Source organism: Clostridioides difficile ATCC 9689 = DSM 1296, assembly GCF_001077535.1.
In the GTDB taxonomy this organism is placed as follows: domain Bacteria; phylum Bacillota; class Clostridia; order Peptostreptococcales; family Peptostreptococcaceae; genus Clostridioides; species Clostridioides difficile.
In genome coordinates, this window is the sequence record NZ_CP011968.1 from 1,678,562 (window position 1) to 1,695,819 (window position 17,258).

The following is a 17,258-nucleotide window of genomic DNA, read 5'->3' on the forward strand; positions in this document are numbered from 1 at the left end:
TATATAAATTAATATTTAAAAAGTAGTTAATATTAGGGGAGGGCATTTGCACCTCCCTTGTAATATGTGGAAAATTGAATATTAGAAGAAGGAGGAGACTTGATGGAAAATCAACAATTATTAGGAACAGAACGAATTAGTAAATTACTACTAAAATATTCTATACCAGCTATAATAGGTATGTTGGTAAATAGTTTATATAATGTAGTAGATAGAATTTTTATTGGAAATATACCAGGGGTTGGACCACTTGCAATAACAGGTCTTGGTGTAACAATGCCAATAATGACAATAATACTTGCATTTGGGATGTTGATAGGTATAGGAACTACTACTACCATATCAATAAAACTTGGGCAAGGTAAAGTAGAAGAGGCAAGAAAACTTATAGGAAATGCAATGACGTTATCTGTAATAACAGGAATTATCATAATGATACTTGGAATATTATTTGCAAATAAAATACTTACATTGTTTGGAGCAAGTGAAAATACTTTAATATATGCAAAATCATATATAAATATTATATTATTAGGTACAGTAGTAAATCTTCTTTCCTTTTCTTTAAACCACTCAATAAGAGCTGATGGTAGTCCTAAAATTTCAGCAGGAATAATGATAGTAGGATGTTTAACTAATATAGTTTTAGACTGGATATTAATATTTGGATTCAATTTGGGAATACAAGGAGCTGCAATTGCTACAGTAACTTCTCAGGCTCTTACAGCTATTTTAACTATAGGGTATTATATAAGTGGAAAATCAAACTTACGATTCAGTAAATCTAATCTAAAATTAGATAAAAAGCTAATAAAAGCAGTGTTTGCAATAGGTATGTCGCCATTTGCTATGCAACTTGCAGCAAGTTTAGTTCAAGTAATATCAAATATTGCACTTAAAACTCATGGTGGAGATTTAGCTATAGGGGCTATGGCTACTATTTCTTCTATTGCAATGGTATTTTTGATGCCTATCTTTGGAATAAATCAAGGAGCGCAACCTATTATAGGTTTCAATTATGGAGCTGAAAAATATGATAGGGTTAAAAAAGCATATTTAGGTTCATTAGTAGTAGCTACTATAATTTTATGTATGGGTATGGTAGTAGTTATGCTTTTCCCAGAAGCTATTATAGGTATATTTAATAAAGACCCTGAACTTATGAATATATCTGTTAATGGATTAAGAATATACTTACTTATGTTGCCAATTGTAGGCTTATCAGTTACAGGAACAAACTTTATACAATCTATAGGAAAAGCAAAAATGGCTATGTTATTGAGCCTTTTAAGACAAGTAATTTTATTGATACCAGCAGTATTAATTCTTCCTACATTCTTAGGCTTACAGGGTGTATGGACAGCTCAACCAGTGTCTGATTTTATAGCTACAGTAATTACAGGTATAGTTGTATTTAGAGAATTAAAAAGATATACTCCTAAAACTGAAAAATTAAATGAAAATGAAAGACTAAACGAGATAACTACTGAGTAAAAATATAAATTCAGATAATTGAGCAAGAAATTGCAAAAAATACGATTATATGATAAAATAAAACCGCTGTCAAGGATAAGAGAAATTCTAATTATGGAGTGATTTTATGGAATTTACAAAGAAAAGCAAATTAAAAAATATGTATGTAAACATGAATGTAGCTAGAATGTTGTCTAAGATAAATGAGTATAAGGGTAGACAACTGCTTTACAAAAAACAACCAAAAGAAATTTTAGAAAACTTAGAAAAAAAATCTTTAGTAGATTGTTCTGAATCTACATACATTGGAAATCAAAGAGATAGTAGTAATTTTAATCTAGAAAAGTTGATAAGTAATGAAGTTACACCTAGAAGTAGAGAGGAATTGAGTATTGTTGAATACAGAGATGTGGTAAAAACTATTAACAGTGCTTATGAGAGTATTCCCATCAGTTCACAAACGATTCTTGAGCTTCATGGATACTTATATAAATTTTCATCTACTAGAGGAGGAAGTTATAAGTCAGATAATGATTTTATTGAACACAATTTAAAACCTAGCGAATTTATAAGTACTGATTCAAGTGTCAATAAAGTTGAAAAAGCTATAGAAGAAATATGTGAAGCTTATAATACATTGATAGAGGAAGATGAAATTGATATATTAATATTAATTTCTGCATTTGTGTTAGATTTCATATTGATACATCCATTCAAAGAAGGTAATATAAAAATGGCGAGAGTACTTATCCTATTGTTACTAAATAAAAATGGGTATGAAGTTGGAAGATATATAAGTTTAGGAAAGATATTTGATGATAGTTCATATGAATATTATAGTAATTTAAATTATTTGAAAGCCTCAATAGGTAGTGAAAAAGCAGATATGAATGCATGGATTGAGTATTTTTTAGAGACGATATTAACTGCATATGAGAAGCTGGATGATAGTTTAAATATATCTGATAAGAAAAGACAAACAAAAACTAGTAGAATAGAGAAAATAATAAATTCTACCCTTGGATATTTTACAAAAGAAGATATAAGAGATTTATGTCCTGACATTCCAGAACCTACTATAAATAGAGTTTTTAATAATCTAAGAAAACAAGATAAGATAGAAGTTGTTGCAAGAGGAAGAAGTGCAAAATGGAAGAAAAAATATTAAAAAATGTTTAGATAACTAAAATGGTATAGTGTTTTACACTATACCATTTTTAATGTCATTAGCATGAGCAATAATTTAACAACTTAAGTAATATCAATTTTATTTATTGATTATTTTTGAACTGAAAAATGGCGTTATATGGTATACCTCAGTGGTAATTAATTTTGGATGAGAAGATATAATATTACAGAATATATTAGGAGTATATGTAGAAAAAATATAATAAAAGTGTGAGGCTTAGTAATTAACAAATTATGTGGCTTCACACTTTTTTATAAAATAAAGATACTTAGCAGAATAATATTTTAGTTGATATGTTTATAAGATGGTACTTGTTTGGGTAAAAGTATAAATAGTAAAAAAGTAGAAGTAATGTGTATAAAAACATAAGTTACATTCTGTAATAATAGTTATTTTATAATTCAACAAAAGAATAGAATGGGTATATTTGTGAAATAATAATATAAAATAATCTTAGGAGTGAGCTTATGAAGAAAAAATTATTATATATAAATGTAAATTCAAAACCTGAAGACTTATCTTCAAGTAAAACTGTAGCAAGAAAATTTATAAGTAAATTTATGGAAAAAAATAAAGATTTTGAGGTTGAAGAGATAGACCTTTATAAAGAACATATACCAAGACTTGAGTATCAGTACTTTGAAAAAAGAAATAGCATAGTTAGTGAAGAAAATGCTAAAAATTTAGACGATAAGGATAGAAAAGAACTTACAAAGATTAGAAATCTTTGTGACCAATTTGTGAGTGCAAGTGTATATGTAATAGCAGCACCTATGTGGAGTTTATCTTTTCCAGCACCACTTAAAGAGTATATAGATTGTATAATTCAAGATGGAAAAACTATATCTTTTGAAGGCAATGATAAACCACAAGGAATTTTAAATGATATTGATAGAAGTATGGTATATATACAATCTTCTGGTGGACACATACCATGGGTGTTGAAGCCAGTTATGAATAAAGGGTTAAATTATGTGGAAAGTATTATGAAATTTATAGGAATTAAAAAATTTGATGAATTGTTAGTAGATGGAACTGGAACTAGTGAAGAAGAAAGACAAGCTGCAATAGAAAAAGCATCTGAAAAAATAGATGGTATAATAGATGGGATGAAATTTTAATTATAATATTTTATTAAAAATATAAAGGAAAAACCTCTTTTAATGTAGAAACTTATATTGAAGGAGGCGAGAATCATGCGAGAAGAAAAAAGTAATGAAAAGTATGATTGTTATTGGTGTAATCAAGAGAATAATTTCTGTGTAGAAATAAAAGATAATATAGTCATGATAGATGATGGCACTGGTACGTTAAAACAAGCCGTTTTCATAGGGTATAAACAAATCCAAATTAATTTAAATTGTTCACATTGTCAAAACTTAAATAGAATAAAATTAAATTTGTAGAATTTTAAAATGGAAATTATTGAAGGAATTAAAAATAGAAAGTGTTAATATTTAGACTGAAAATTATATTTTATACAATAAAAGTTTATTTAAATAACATTGTATTTTAATATTTATTTTCAGTCTTACTTTATTAAAATTATTTTTTGGTTATGTCTGGAAAATATCTGTCTACTAATTTTTCTGAAATATTTTTTAATTGGTCAGCCATTGAAGTCAGACTTAATAAGGCTATCAATAAATCATCTTTATTTTCTGGATTTATACTAATATTTTCAAAATTAGACTCTATAAAGTCCGGTATATTCTTTCTTTGATTTTCTTTTATTAACATGAATTTTTCGTAACATGAAACTAAATCTTTTTCACTGAAATTATCCTTTTCATACACACCATGTAAGATTCTTTTAATTTCTTGTATTGTAAGTGTATTTTTCATAGAATAAATAATTATCATCTGTAAAATTTGTTCTTTAGTATACTTTTTTCCCTTAACTGGTTTGATTAATCCCTCTTTGCTGTAATTATTTATCATGGTTTTAGTAAGAATTTTATCACTTTCAAATCTTTTATTAGCAGAAAGCTTATTGTCAATTAGAGAAATAATTTGATCCATATATAAGTCAATAGATGGAATATCGTTTGAAGTTATATCTGCATTACTTAGTGTTTCTAGTATTATAGTATTAAGTTCATTATTCATCATATGTTACCTCCATAATATATATAATACACTAAATTAGAAAGTAAAACAATATTAAGGCTTGTAAAAAAAACATAAAGTGGTATAATTAAATATATAATATAGTAATGGAAACTATATTTGTGAATCTGATTTTTAAAATACATAATTGTAGGAGGACGAAATGTATCAATTTTTTTTAAAGGGTAGAGACCCAATAAGCAGTTTAACTCATTTTATAGGTGCTTGTTTATCTCTTTTAGCAACTATAATTTTAGTTTTTCAATCTGTTACATTACAGGAAACTTCTCTCTTGATGATAGTATCTGTATCTGTATTTGGACTTTCACTAATTGCTTTATATAGTGCAAGTTCGTATTATCATTTTTTAAAGGGGACACCAGAACAAGAATTGTTTTTTAGAAAAGTAGACCATGCAATGATTTACGTATTGATTGCTGGCTCTTATACACCAATATGTCTGAATTTTATGGAAAAAAAAGAAGGCATAATATTTGTTACAGCAATATGGATAGTTGCATTTATTGGCATAATAATAAAAATATTTTGGATGGATGCACCTAGATGGTTATCTACCAGTATATATTTACTTATGGGGTGGGCAATTGTTTTTGATATAAATGCATTCAATTCAATTCCTAAGGATTGCCTTAGACTATTAATTATGGAAGGTGTATCTTACTCTATAGGTGCGATTATTTATATAATTAAAAAGCCTAATATAAGTCCTGAGTTTGGATTTCATGAAATATTTCATATTTTTATTATGATAGGTTCTTTATTTCACTTTTTAGCAGTTTTATTGTATGTTTTATAGTTTTAAAAGATTTGATTAATTGATACTAAAATTCTACAATGAATAAAATGGAACTGCCTTATATAGATTATATCTTAGACAATAAGACAGTTCCTTATTATAAATATTAAATTCTACTTATAATAAAATTTTGATAAAAATAGTCCATTCAAAATGCCTATTCCATAATTCCTTTAATGTACTTTTCATTTACGACATATAGTTTGAATTTATGTACTATAATTATATCCTCTAAATTCTCTGAAACACTAACAATTCTGACACATTTGTTTCTAATTTCTACAGGTAAATCTAAATCATTTGTTAAATTCACATAGTCATCATATTTATACATAAAATCATCCCTTTACATTAAGATATACTTATTATACTATATTTTAATAAGTTTTTTTAAATTATTACAATTTTTCCCGAAATTTCATTTTTTATACATAAAATTTCCAAATTAGGTAAAGATTAAATTTTTTATTGTATAAACAAAAGTTACATATAAAATATTTTATTCAATTTTTTAAATAACTATTGCCAATTTTTGAAAAATATATTATTATTAATAGTAACAAAAAACTGTAAATTTAGAATATTAATAAAAATTATTTGGGAGGAAATTATCATGGTGAGATTAAATATAGTAAAATTAAATACAAAATTAAATCATCACCATCATCATAGATTAAAGGGATTGTAATATGAAATTAATTCATAGACACAAGCCCTGTTTTTAGTGTAATTGGTCTTGTATCTATGATGGGAAGTAATTTTAAGAGAAAATTATAGCCATATAGGTATAAAGCCTATATGGCTTTTTTATTGTTTTAAATTTGCAAATATAAGAGTAAATTTAATGAAGAGGGTGAGAATGTGAAATTTTTGAGGATTGAAGATGAGGTTATTTATTCTAAAAAAAGATATAAATTAAAAAGGGAAATAGATAAACTTTTTTTGGATGAAGAATATTTTCAAATAGAACCACAATTATTTGAAGAATATGATGAATTTACAACTATAAATAATAAAATTCCAGAAGAATCTATGGTAAAGGTTGTAAATGGAAAAGTAATGGTACTTAGAGCTGATATAACTACAAGTATAATAAAAAGCCTTGTACCAAGATGGGAAGATGGTTTAAAGCTTAAGCTTTTTTATAATTCATCAATATATAAAAATAAAAATACAGTTGGAATAAAAGAGATAAGACAAATAGGTTGTGAGTATCTAGGAGAAGCCTCTGTAGAAGCAGATAGAGAAGTAGTGAAATTAGCTCTTAAGATACTTGAAAAATACAATAATAATTTTATTCTAGAGGTTGGGAGTAGCAAGTATATTCATGGTTTGTTAGAAGAATTAAATTTAAATAAGAATTGTGAAAATCAAATTAAAAATTTACTATATACGAAGAACACTCATGAACTAAAAGTATATATTGAAGAATTAAAAATTAAGCGTGAAGTAAAAGAGTTATTATCAAATATTTTAAGTTTACAAGGGAATTTATATAATGTTATTGAAAAATCAAACAAGTTCTATTGTAATAATAAGATGAAGCAAGCTCTTGAAGAATTAAAGCAAGTAAATAATTTAATTGAGGAATGTAATTTTTTAGATAAGGCTAGATTTGATTTATCAATGATTACTATGCTTGACTATTATGAAGGAATTATGTTTAGAGGATACTACCCAAACTCATATAAAGAAATTCTTAGTGGCGGAAGATATGATTCTTTAACTAAAGAGTATGGAAAAGAAATTCCAGCCATTGGATTTACACTAAGTGTTGATGAGTTAATGAAGTATGTATATAAGTAAAGTTTATAAGGAGGGATTGTTTTGGATTATTTGACTATAGCACTAGCAAAAGGACGAATTGAAGGGGAATCATTTAAAAAATTTAAAAAAATGGGTCTAGGAGATAGTATAGACACAGATACGAGAAAACTAATTTTTAAAGATGAAGAAAATAAAATTATATATATACATGTAAAGCCATCAGATGTAGTTACATATGTTGAAAAAGGAGTCGCTGACCTCGGTATAGCAGGTAAAGATACTATTTTAGAAAATGAGACAGATGTATATGAAATATATGATTTAGGTTTTGGAAAGTGTAAATTTGCTGTAGCAGGATTAAAGGGAGATAGCATATATAGAGAAGATGAATATTTAAAAGTGGCAACAAAGTATCCCAATATAGCAAAAAAGTATTTTAAAGAGAAAGGTCAAAAAATTGAAATAATAAAATTAAATGGTTCTGTAGAACTAGCTCCAATAGTAGGGTTGTCAGATGTAATTGTAGATATAGTTGAGACTGGCAATACACTTAAAGCAAATGGTCTTGAAATATTAGAAGACATATGTAATATAAGTGCTAGAATTATATCAAATAGAGCTAGCTATAGATTTAAATATGAACAAATTCAGAATATAATTCGTTTATTTGAAGAACTTGATAATTAAAATATAATTGAGCTTTATAAGGAGGGATTTAAGTTGAGAGAAAAAGAAAGCATAAGAGAGTTAAGGGGATATGAACCAAATCACGTAAACTGTAAAGTAAAACTTGATGCAAATGAAGGAAGTAAGAGGTTGTTTAAATACCTTATTAAAGAAATTTCAGATAGTGATATAGATTTAAATTTATATCCTGAAGATTCTTATAGTGATTTGAAAGAATCTATAATAGATTACATAAATATTTCTGGAGTAAATAAGAAAAATCTTCTAGTAGGAAACGGTTCAAGTGAAATAATTGATTTAATAATACATACTTTTGTAGATAAAGATGAAGTAATATTGAGTTTCTCTCCAAGTTTTAGTATGTATTCTATATATAGTCAGATAAATGGGTCTAAATTTATAGGTGTTGAAAGTGATGAAAATTTAGTTATAAATATAGATAATGTGATTGAAAAAGTAAAGGAGAATAATCCTAAAATAGTAATTGTATGTAATCCTAATAATCCAACGGGAACAATATTAAAGAGGGAAGAGATAATAAAGCTTTTAGATTCAACTAATAGTCTAGTGGTTTTAGATGAAGCATATATGGATTTTGGAGAAGAAAGCATGTTAAGTGATGTTTTTAAGTATGATAATCTAATAGTTCTTAGAACTTTATCAAAGGCATTTGGATTGGCTGGAATAAGAACAGGATATATGTTATCTAATAGTAGTTTAATAAATTCTGTTGAGAAAGTAAGACCTCCATATAATTTAAATTCATTATCAGACTTTATTGCTACAAGAGCACTTAGAAATAAAGATGTGGTAAAGGCTTATATAAAGGAAGTAAAAGAGGAAAGAGAAGTTTTATATGAAGAAATGATTGGTATGGGAATTAAAGCATACAAATCACAAGCAAATTTTATATTATTTTATTCTGAAATCGAAAATTTATCACAAAAACTTATTGATAGAGGTGTTTTAATAAGAAAATTTGGTGGAAAGTTAGAAAATTATTACAGAGTTACAATTGGTGATAAAGAAGAAAATTCTATGTTTGTTGGAGCTATAAGAGATATTTTGAAAAAGGAGAAATAGGTATGAGAATTTGGAAGGTAGAAAGAAATACTCTTGAAACACAGATTTTAGTAGAATTAAATATTGATGGTTCTGGTAAAGCTGAAATAGATACTGGAATAGGATTTTTAGACCATATGCTTACCTTAATGTCATTTCATGGCAAGTTCGATTTAAAAGTGATTTGTAAGGGTGATACATATGTAGATGACCACCATAGTGTAGAAGATATAGGTATAGCTATAGGTGAAGCATTTAAAAATGCACTAGGTGACAAAAAAGGAATACGAAGATATTCTAATATCTATATACCTATGGATGAATCTCTATCAATGGTAGCAATAGATATAAGCAATAGACCTTATCTTGTATTTAATGCTAAATTTGATACCCAAATGATTGGTAGTATGAGTACTCAATGCTTTAAAGAATTTTTTAGAGCTTTTGTAAATGAATCGAGAGTAACATTACATATCAATCTCTTATATGGGGAAAATGACCATCATAAGATAGAAAGTATTTTTAAAGCATTTGCAAGAGCTTTAAAAGAGGGTAGTGAAATAGTTTCTAATGAGATAGCATCTTCAAAGGGGGTTTTGTAGAATGAATATAATAGTAGACTATGGTCTTGGAAATATAGATTCTGTGTCTAGGGGTTTTAGAAAAGCTGGAATAGAAACTAAAATTTCTAGTGATATAGATGAAATAAAACAGGCAGATTCACTTATACTTCCAGGTGTTGGAGCTTTTAGAGATTCTATAAGTGCCTTAGATAAACTAGGATTGATACCAATAATAAAGGAGCATGTTTCTAAGGGTAAATTTATGATAGGTATATGTCTAGGAATGCAATTACTTTATGAAAAAAGTTATGAGTATGGAGAATATGAAGGATTAGGACTTATAAAAGGAAGTATTGATAAACTGGATATAAGTTTAAAAGTGCCACATATGGGATGGAATAATCTAAAATTTAATAAGGCAAATGATGATATACTTAAATATATAAATGAAGATGATTATGTATACTTCGTTCACTCATATTATGCAAATTCATCAAATGAAGAACTAATTGCATTTTCAGAATATGAAAAGAAAATCCCTGCTATTGTTAGAAAAGGCAATGTATATGGTATACAATTTCATCCTGAAAAAAGTGGAGAAGTAGGGTTAAATATATTAAGAGCATATGGGGAGATGATAAAATGATAATATTTCCAGCAATAGATATAAAAGATAATAAGTGTGTAAGACTCACACAAGGAGAATTTGACAAAGTAAATGTATATTATGATAATCCATTAGAAGTAGCATATAAATGGAAAAATGAAGGAGCAGAATATATACATATAGTAGATTTAAATGGTGCTAGAAGTGAATTTGGTGTAAATACAAAAATAATTGAGGACATAGCAAACAATATAGATATACCTATTCAAGTTGGCGGTGGAGTTAGGGATAAGGAAAAAGTCAAAAGTTTAATAAATGCTGGTGTTACTAGAGTAATATTAGGCAGTATAGCGATTGAAAATTTGAATTTAGTTGAAGAATTGGTCAATGAATATAAAGAGAAAATTGTAGTTTCTATAGATGCTAAAGATGGAAAAGTAGCAGTTAGGGGATGGGAAGTTGTAAGCAATGTAGACTCATTAACATTATGTAAACAACTTGAAAAGATAGGTGTACAAACTATTGTTTATACAGATATATCAAAAGATGGGATGTTGCAAGGTCCAAATTTTGACATATATGAAAGAATAGCAAAGGAAACATCACTAAATGTTATTGCTTCTGGAGGTGTAACTTCTATAGAAGACGTAAAAAGACTAAAAGCTATGAACTTATATGGTGCAATAATAGGTAAAGCGCTTTATGATAAAAAGATAGACTTTAAGGAGGCACAACAATTATGCTTACTAGGAGAATAATACCTTGTCTAGATGTGAGAAATGGAAGAGTTGTAAAGGGGAAAAAATTTAAAGATATAGTAGATGTTGATAGTCCAGAAGTACTTGGAAAATTTTATAGTGATTGTGGTGCAGATGAACTTGTATTCTATGATATAACTGCATCAAATGAAGAGAGAAAGACATCTTTAGAATTTGTGACAAAAGTTGCAGAAAATATAAATATACCATTTTGTGTTGGTGGAGGAGTAAATAAATTAGAAGATTTCACTGATATTTTAAGAAAAGGTGCTGATAAAGTTTCTATAAATTCATCAGCAGTCAAAAATCCTGAATTAATAAGGGAAGCTTCATTAAAATTTGGAGCACAATGTGTTGTTTTATCGATAGATGCAAAGAAAAATGAAGAGGGTTCATGGAGCGTATACGTAAAAGGTGGAAGAGAAAAAACTAATCTGGATGCAATTGAATGGGCTGTTAAAGGTGTAGAACTTGGAGCAGGAGAAATCGTTGTAAATAGTATGGATGAAGATGGAATGAAAAATGGATATGATATAGAATTATTATCAAAGATAACTTCTTTAGTAAATGTACCTGTCATAGCATCTGGAGGCGCTGGAAAAAAGGAAGATTTTTATGAGGCGGTTAATAAATCCAATGTAGATGGAATTTTAGCAGCATCTGTTTTTCATTTTGGCGAGATAAAAATAAACGATTTAAAGAAATATTTAAAAGACATGGGTGTAGAAGTAAGATTATAAGTTAAATACTAAAAGGAGATTAGAAATATGGATAATAAGTGTAACAATGTATACAGTGATGAAGTAGAGAAATTTATAAGAAGTATAAAGTTTGATGATAAAGGGTTAGTCCCTGTTGTTGTTCAAGAGGTAGTTAGCAAAGATGTACTGATGTTAGCATATATGAATAAAGATGCTATAAAGAAAACCTTAAAAGATAAAGTAGCTTGCTATTTTAGTAGAAGTAGACAAGAACTTTGGGTTAAAGGTGAGACATCTGGTAATACTCAAAAAGTAGTTAAGATGTCTTATGATTGTGATGTAGATACTATACTACTTTTTGTTGAACAAACTGGTGTAGCTTGTCATACAGGCAATTATTCTTGTTTTTACAGAGACTTGTTTGATGATAGTTCAAAAATGGAGCTTGAAGTACAAACAAATATATTGAAAGAATTATATGATTTAATCAATGAAAGAAAAAATAATCCAGTTGAAGGTTCTTATACTAATTATCTTTTTGAAAAAGGAATAGATAAGATTCTTAAAAAAGTAGGTGAAGAGAGTAGTGAGGTAATTATAGCATCAAAAAATACTGATAAAAGTGAACTTATTTACGAAATTAGCGATTTAGTATATCATACATTGGTTTTAATGATAGAAAAAGGTGTTGAAATTGATGAAATAAAAAAAGAATTACTTAAAAGAAGAAAATAGAATAAGATAGATTAATGGGTAATAAGAAAATATACCACTTTTAATAAAAAGTGGTATATTTTTTATTTTATATTTTGATTTATAGAATAATATTTAAATTACTTGATAAAATTAACTATATATATAATTTATTGATAAAATAATTCTAGTACATTATTTATTTTAGAAAAAAGATAATTATCTAATTATATTTAAGGATAATAATATGAAAATAATTTTTATATTAAAAAATATGAATGAAAGTAGTGGGTTTTATAAAAAAACATATTTAGATTTTAACATCTAAAAGGAGTTTTCAAAGCTAATATTTCATTTTTAAATAAAAAAATAAAATATTAGTTTTGATTTCTGGTTTAAATTGGGTTATAATAAATTGTCAAATTATTTATTAATATAAAATAGACTATAAAACAAGCAAAAATCATACTATTATATAAAAGACCTTAAAGATAGAAAACTACAGAAAGAAGCCAAAATGTTTTTGAAAAAAATGAAATTTTATTGAAAAAAAATCAAAATGAATTTAACTTAATAGTTATAATCTATTTTTAGTGTTACAAATATACAATGTATATTATACAATATAAAAAATACATTTACTTAGAAGTATTATTATATTTGGATTTTTGGTTTTTATAATTTTTTTATATTTAAACATAGCTAAAAATAAAAGATTACGAAAGCTAAGTAGAGTTTATTTTATTTTAATAAATAATAAAGCTATTTTTCTATATATTGGCATAATATATGCTTATTTAACTATGAAATTAAAATTAAATAGGATTAATGAGGAGGAAAAAAATGGGAAGTAATGAACTGAAAAAGACTCTTGGCGTATCAGCAGCATTATCAACTGTTGTTGGTTCCGTTATAGGAGCGGGCGTATTTTTTAAACCACAAGCAGTCTATACATTAACTGGAGGAGCTCCAGGTCTTGGTATATTGGCATGGTTAATAGCTGGAATCATAACTATAACAGCTGGTCTTACAGCTGCAGAGGTATCAGTTGCGATACCAAAAACTGGTGGAATGATGGTATATATAAAAGAAATTTATGGAGAAAAATTAGGTTTTTTAACTGGATGGATGCAAATTGTATTATTTTATCCAGGGATGATGGCAGCATTAGGTGTTATATTTGGAGAACAAGCATCAGCACTAATTGGTAGTCCATCACTTTTACTTCCAATAGCAATTGGAATTATAGTAATAGTTGCAGGGCTTAATATGTTAGGTTCAAAAACTGGAGGAGTCATACAAACTGTTTCTACAATTTGTAAGTTAATACCACTTATTTTAATAATGGTTGTTGGATTTATTAAAGGTGGTGGAAATAATCCAATACTTACACCTATGGTTGGTGAAGGATTAAGCCTGGGTAGTGTACTAGGTCAAGTTTTAATTGCTATATTATTTGCTTTTGATGGATGGATGAATGTTGGTACTTTAGCTGGAGAAATGAAGAATCCTGGAAAAGACCTTCCAAAAGCTATAATAGGTGGATTATCAGTTGTTATGGCTGTTTATTTTATAATAAATTTAGCGTATCTTTGGGTATTACCAGCTAATGAATTAGCAAATTATGCTTCTCCTGCATCAGCAGTTGCTGAAGTTATATTTGGTTCAATGGGTGGAAAAATAATATCTGTAGGTATATTAATTTCAGTGTTTGGAGCATTAAATGGATTTTTACTAACTGGTTCAAGGGTGGCATATACTTTAGCTACAGATAAGACTTTACCAAAGTATGGTATATTTTCTAAATTAAATTCTGCTCAAGTTCCAGCAAATGCAATAGCATTAGTATCTGTTATTGCATCTATATATGCTTTGTCAGGTCAATTTAATTTATTAACTGACTTAGCTGTATTTGCTACTTGGATATTCTATGTATTAACTTTTATAGGGGTTATGAAACTTAGAAAGACTCATCCAAATATACCAAGAGAGTATAAAGTTCCATTATATCCTATTGTTCCTATAATAGCTATAGCAAGTGGTATATTTGTTGTAGTTAATCAATTGTGTTTTGCAGGTATGAAAACTACTATGATATCTATAGGAGGTCTTGTAATAACAGCTATAGGCTTACCAGTGTATGCTTATATGACTAGAGGAGTAAAAAGATAAACCAAGTAGTTTACAAATGCTTCATAATTAAAATAAAAGAGACTGTCTCAAATAGAGATAAGTCTCTTTTTTATTGTTAAAATTGTAAAGATATGTTTAATTTTACAAAAAAAGAGCGTTCCATGAACTAAAAAGTTTATTTTAAGGTATTCATTTTATTTTTAGTTTTTTGATTATAAAATTAAACATCTAAAAAATTATTTATTTTAAAATACTTTATTTTAAAGTGTTTTTTATCAAACTAAGTGGTATCTGTACAACAAATATTATACATAGCTTTTATGAAAATTAAATCTTTCTGTTATATATAATAGAATATTGTATTATATAGAAAATATTACCTGATTAATATAGTGATTTATAAATGAGATTAGAAAATTTTATTTGATAACAAAAATTAGATAATATGAATATATAATGTATGTATTAAAAATGTGGCAAATAGTTGTTTTGCTATTTATTATTTGTTTAATATTTCTAATTTATAAAAAAAAAATTATAAATTTTAAAAATTATAAATGACATTTTAACTAGAATTAATTGTAAAAAACACTATATAATACTCAATTTTCAACATTCTATACAATTATACAGAAATTATACAGCATAATAATGACCGAAATAACAAATTTTAAAAATTAAGCAAAACTTTTTGTCGAAGTTCAACGTCTATATATATGTAGTGTAAATTTTTGGGATAAAATACTACAAAAATATAAATGTAAAAATATAGTAATATTGGAGGTCGAACGATGAGAAATAAAAAGAAAAAAATAAATAGAAAGAAGTTGTATTTGCTTTTAAGTGCTATTGTAGTGTGTCTGGCTTTTATAGTAGTTGGTGTTCGCGTCAGCTCTTTAAATATGAAGGAAAATGAAATTAGTAGAAATGCAAAACTGTCAAGTTCTACTATTACAGATATAGTATCTAATACATCAATAGAAGTTAGTAAAGGGCCAAGTAAAAGTTCTGGAAAAATAGCATACATAACTATAGATGATGGTCCATCTAAATTTACTGACGAGATGATAAAAACTTTAAATAAATACAATGTTAAAGCAACTTTTTTTATGATAGATGGGAATATGAAGGAATATCCACAGCAAGTTAAAAATATAATTAAAAATGGGAACACAGCAGGTTTTCATAGTGTATCACATGATATTCACAAGCTTTATGTTACTAGTACATCAGCAAAAGAGGAATTTGATACAAATGATCAAACTTTTTATAAGATAACTGGTAAACATTCAAAAGTAATAAGAATACCTTATGGAAGCAAACCATATACACCACAAGCCTCTTATCAGGCTTTAGTTGATGCTGGATATAAAATTTGGGACTGGGACTTAGATACAGAAGACTGGAGATCTAATTCTTCTCAAATTGTACAAAATGTAAAAAATCATATTAAGAATAGAAAAGGTGAAGATAAAGACCAACTTGTAGTTTTAATGCATGAGAAAAAACAGAGTGCAGAAGCTTTAGATTCAGTTTTAAAATTCTTATCAGATGAAGGTTATGAATTTGCGCCAGTAGATCAAAACCAAATACCAAAAAATTATTGGTTACGTAATTTAGAGTAGTTAAAATATAAGAATATTGATTGATATTTTTAGAAATTGAGAATAAAAATGAGTGAGGTGTAGGTATATTGAATAAAAAAATTTATATAGGAATGGTCGGAATATTGTCTTTGATGATGGTTGGTTGTAATAAAAGTTTAGCAAAAGTAAATGATGTGGAAATCACAAAAGAACAGTACAAAAAAACAAAAGCAGTTTTATCTGCTACTAATAATTATATAAATGGGCAGTCTTTAGATGAATTAGAAAAAACTTTGGATAAAAAAGGTAGAAATAAATTAGAAAATGTTATAATATCGTTTATGGTGGATAATGAACTTTTATATCAAGAGGCTAAGGATAAAGGACTAACTCCAAGTAAAAGTGAAGTAGACTCAAAATATCAAGAACTAGAAGATAAGATGAATTTGAATACAAGCTATAAGGAAAAAATGGACAAAGCAGGTGTTGATAAAGATTATTTAAAACAAGAAATATCTAGAGATTTAGCAATAGATAAAAATAAAAAGGCCTTTGAAGATAGAATAAACATAAGTGATAATGATATGGAAGCCTACTATACAAGTCATAAAAAAGATTTTAATGTAGAAGAAGTAAGTGCTTCTCAGATACTTATATCGACTTTAGATAAAAATAAAAAAGAAGTAAGCAAAGATAAAAAAGAAGCTTTGAAGAAGAAGGCAGATAATATATTGACTAAAATCAAAAATGGAGAAAGTTTTGAAAGTTTGGCTAAAAAATATTCGGATGATAAAGCAACTGGAAAAAATGGAGGACAGCTAGGATATTTTACAAAGGATGATAAAAATGCTGAGTTTACAAAGGAAGTGTTCAAATTAAAGAAAAATGAAGTTTCAAATGTGTTTGAAACTAGTTATGGATATCATATAGTCAAAGTTACTGATAAAAGAGAAAGACAAAAAAGTTTTAATGAGTGTCAGAGTTTAATAAGAGAATCTATTTTAAATGAAAAGTATATTGAGCATATAAAAAAACTGAATGAAGATGCTAAAATAGACAGATAGAATTTCTAACAGCTCAATCCTAGCCTGTAATCGGAGGGAGATTTTACAG

The 17,258-nt window shown here is 26.9% G+C and carries 18 protein-coding genes; 16 read left to right on the forward strand and 2 right to left on the reverse strand.

The genetic code is table 11. The annotated features are described in order from the left end of the window. Positions 1-102 precede the first annotated feature (102 nt). The 4 genes from CDIF1296T_RS08145 (at position 103) to CDIF1296T_RS08160 (ending at position 4,068) form a co-directional block, all read left to right on the forward strand. A complete protein-coding gene (locus CDIF1296T_RS08145; RefSeq protein WP_003436703.1) occupies positions 103-1,494 on the forward strand; it encodes an MATE family efflux transporter in 1,392 nt (463 codons plus the stop codon). Positions 1,495-1,600: 106 nt separating this feature from the next. Then, a complete protein-coding gene (locus tag CDIF1296T_RS08150; protein WP_009896502.1) occupies positions 1,601-2,641 on the forward strand; it encodes a Fic family protein in 1,041 nt (346 codons plus the stop codon). A gap of 488 nt (positions 2,642-3,129) precedes the next feature. Then, positions 3,130-3,783, forward strand: coding sequence for an FMN-dependent NADH-azoreductase (locus CDIF1296T_RS08155; protein WP_009896503.1), 654 nt, complete (start codon positions 3,130-3,132; stop codon positions 3,781-3,783). Positions 3,784-3,858: 75 nt separating this feature from the next. After that, positions 3,859-4,068 (forward strand): hypothetical protein, encoded by a 210-nt coding sequence (locus CDIF1296T_RS08160; protein WP_003429769.1) that lies wholly within the window; start codon positions 3,859-3,861, stop codon positions 4,066-4,068. A gap of 139 nt (positions 4,069-4,207) precedes the next feature. Here the strand turns inward: CDIF1296T_RS08160 and CDIF1296T_RS08165 are convergent, their stop codons facing one another. Then, positions 4,208-4,774, reverse strand: coding sequence for a DUF1836 domain-containing protein (locus CDIF1296T_RS08165; RefSeq protein WP_021370324.1), 567 nt, complete (start codon positions 4,772-4,774; stop codon positions 4,208-4,210). A gap of 160 nt (positions 4,775-4,934) precedes the next feature. Between CDIF1296T_RS08165 and trhA the strand changes: the two genes are divergently transcribed. Further along, a complete protein-coding gene (trhA, locus tag CDIF1296T_RS08170) occupies positions 4,935-5,588 on the forward strand; it encodes a PAQR family membrane homeostasis protein TrhA (RefSeq protein WP_003436685.1) in 654 nt (217 codons plus the stop codon). A gap of 157 nt (positions 5,589-5,745) precedes the next feature. Here the strand turns inward: trhA and CDIF1296T_RS08175 are convergent, their stop codons facing one another. Then, on the reverse strand, positions 5,746-5,922 hold the full coding sequence (locus tag CDIF1296T_RS08175) for a hypothetical protein (RefSeq protein ID WP_003420092.1): 177 nt from the start codon (positions 5,920-5,922) through the stop codon (positions 5,746-5,748). A gap of 527 nt (positions 5,923-6,449) precedes the next feature. Between CDIF1296T_RS08175 and CDIF1296T_RS08180 the strand changes: the two genes are divergently transcribed. The 11 genes from CDIF1296T_RS08180 to CDIF1296T_RS08230 all read left to right on the forward strand — a co-directional run bounded on the left by CDIF1296T_RS08180 (position 6,450) and on the right by CDIF1296T_RS08230 (position 17,209). After that, positions 6,450-7,394 carry an ATP phosphoribosyltransferase regulatory subunit gene (locus tag CDIF1296T_RS08180; RefSeq protein ID WP_003436684.1) on the forward strand — a complete coding sequence of 315 codons (945 nt, stop codon included), beginning with the start codon at positions 6,450-6,452 and terminating at the stop codon, positions 7,392-7,394. Between the two features lie 21 nt (positions 7,395-7,415). Then, on the forward strand, positions 7,416-8,042 hold the full coding sequence (gene hisG, locus CDIF1296T_RS08185; protein ID WP_003436683.1) for an ATP phosphoribosyltransferase: 627 nt from the start codon (positions 7,416-7,418) through the stop codon (positions 8,040-8,042). Positions 8,043-8,075: 33 nt separating this feature from the next. Beyond that, positions 8,076-9,125, forward strand: coding sequence for a histidinol-phosphate transaminase (gene hisC / locus CDIF1296T_RS08190; RefSeq protein ID WP_009889400.1), 1,050 nt, complete (start codon positions 8,076-8,078; stop codon positions 9,123-9,125). Positions 9,126-9,127: 2 nt separating this feature from the next. After that, the gene (hisB, locus tag CDIF1296T_RS08195; RefSeq protein ID WP_003436680.1) at positions 9,128-9,706 is read left to right on the forward strand and encodes an imidazoleglycerol-phosphate dehydratase HisB; all 579 of its coding nucleotides are present in this window, start codon (positions 9,128-9,130) and stop codon (positions 9,704-9,706) included. Position 9,707: 1 nt separating this feature from the next. Beyond that, positions 9,708-10,313 (forward strand): imidazole glycerol phosphate synthase subunit HisH, encoded by a 606-nt coding sequence (gene hisH, locus CDIF1296T_RS08200; protein WP_003436678.1) that lies wholly within the window; start codon positions 9,708-9,710, stop codon positions 10,311-10,313. After that, entirely contained in the window at positions 10,310-11,032 is a 723-nt protein-coding gene (gene hisA / locus CDIF1296T_RS08205; protein ID WP_003436675.1) for a 1-(5-phosphoribosyl)-5-[(5-phosphoribosylamino)methylideneamino]imidazole-4-carboxamide isomerase, read from the forward strand. The genes hisH and hisA overlap by 4 nt, the downstream gene beginning before the upstream one ends. Then, positions 11,014-11,772, forward strand: coding sequence for an imidazole glycerol phosphate synthase subunit HisF (gene hisF / locus CDIF1296T_RS08210; RefSeq protein WP_003436672.1), 759 nt, complete (start codon positions 11,014-11,016; stop codon positions 11,770-11,772). Before hisA ends, hisF begins: the two co-directional genes overlap by 19 nt. A gap of 27 nt (positions 11,773-11,799) precedes the next feature. Continuing rightward, positions 11,800-12,468, forward strand: coding sequence for a bifunctional phosphoribosyl-AMP cyclohydrolase/phosphoribosyl-ATP diphosphatase HisIE (hisIE, locus tag CDIF1296T_RS08215; protein ID WP_003436669.1), 669 nt, complete (start codon positions 11,800-11,802; stop codon positions 12,466-12,468). Between the two features lie 801 nt (positions 12,469-13,269). Beyond that, the gene (locus tag CDIF1296T_RS08220) at positions 13,270-14,598 is read left to right on the forward strand and encodes an APC family permease (RefSeq protein WP_009896511.1); all 1,329 of its coding nucleotides are present in this window, start codon (positions 13,270-13,272) and stop codon (positions 14,596-14,598) included. A gap of 752 nt (positions 14,599-15,350) precedes the next feature. Beyond that, entirely contained in the window at positions 15,351-16,184 is an 834-nt protein-coding gene (locus CDIF1296T_RS08225) for a polysaccharide deacetylase family protein (RefSeq protein WP_003436667.1), read from the forward strand. A gap of 68 nt (positions 16,185-16,252) precedes the next feature. Next, positions 16,253-17,209: a peptidylprolyl isomerase gene (locus CDIF1296T_RS08230; RefSeq protein ID WP_009896513.1), complete on the forward strand. Its 957-nt coding sequence runs from the start codon at positions 16,253-16,255 to the stop codon at positions 17,207-17,209. The last annotated feature ends 49 nt before the right edge of the window (positions 17,210-17,258 follow it).

What these genes read in the sequence shown, in the direction of transcription:
- hisB (WP_003436680.1), top strand. Translation starts at nt 9,128, where the DNA reads ATGAGAATTTGGAAGGTAGAAAGAAATACTCTTGAAACACAGATTTTA.
- CDIF1296T_RS08160 (WP_003429769.1), top strand. Translation starts at nt 3,859, where the DNA reads ATGCGAGAAGAAAAAAGTAATGAAAAGTATGATTGTTATTGGTGTAAT.
- hisIE (WP_003436669.1), top strand. Translation starts at nt 11,800, where the DNA reads ATGGATAATAAGTGTAACAATGTATACAGTGATGAAGTAGAGAAATTT.
- CDIF1296T_RS08220 (WP_009896511.1), top strand. Translation starts at nt 13,270, where the DNA reads ATGGGAAGTAATGAACTGAAAAAGACTCTTGGCGTATCAGCAGCATTA.
- hisA (WP_003436675.1), top strand. Translation starts at nt 10,310, where the DNA reads ATGATAATATTTCCAGCAATAGATATAAAAGATAATAAGTGTGTAAGA.
- CDIF1296T_RS08165 (WP_021370324.1), bottom strand. Translation starts at nt 4,774, where the DNA reads ATGATGAATAATGAACTTAATACTATAATACTAGAAACACTAAGTAAT.
- CDIF1296T_RS08175 (WP_003420092.1), bottom strand. Translation starts at nt 5,922, where the DNA reads ATGTATAAATATGATGACTATGTGAATTTAACAAATGATTTAGATTTA.
- hisH (WP_003436678.1), top strand. Translation starts at nt 9,708, where the DNA reads ATGAATATAATAGTAGACTATGGTCTTGGAAATATAGATTCTGTGTCT.
- hisF (WP_003436672.1), top strand. Translation starts at nt 11,014, where the DNA reads ATGCTTACTAGGAGAATAATACCTTGTCTAGATGTGAGAAATGGAAGA.
- trhA (WP_003436685.1), top strand. Translation starts at nt 4,935, where the DNA reads ATGTATCAATTTTTTTTAAAGGGTAGAGACCCAATAAGCAGTTTAACT.
- CDIF1296T_RS08155 (WP_009896503.1), top strand. Translation starts at nt 3,130, where the DNA reads ATGAAGAAAAAATTATTATATATAAATGTAAATTCAAAACCTGAAGAC.
- CDIF1296T_RS08145 (WP_003436703.1), top strand. Translation starts at nt 103, where the DNA reads ATGGAAAATCAACAATTATTAGGAACAGAACGAATTAGTAAATTACTA.
- CDIF1296T_RS08225 (WP_003436667.1), top strand. Translation starts at nt 15,351, where the DNA reads ATGAGAAATAAAAAGAAAAAAATAAATAGAAAGAAGTTGTATTTGCTT.
- CDIF1296T_RS08150 (WP_009896502.1), top strand. Translation starts at nt 1,601, where the DNA reads ATGGAATTTACAAAGAAAAGCAAATTAAAAAATATGTATGTAAACATG.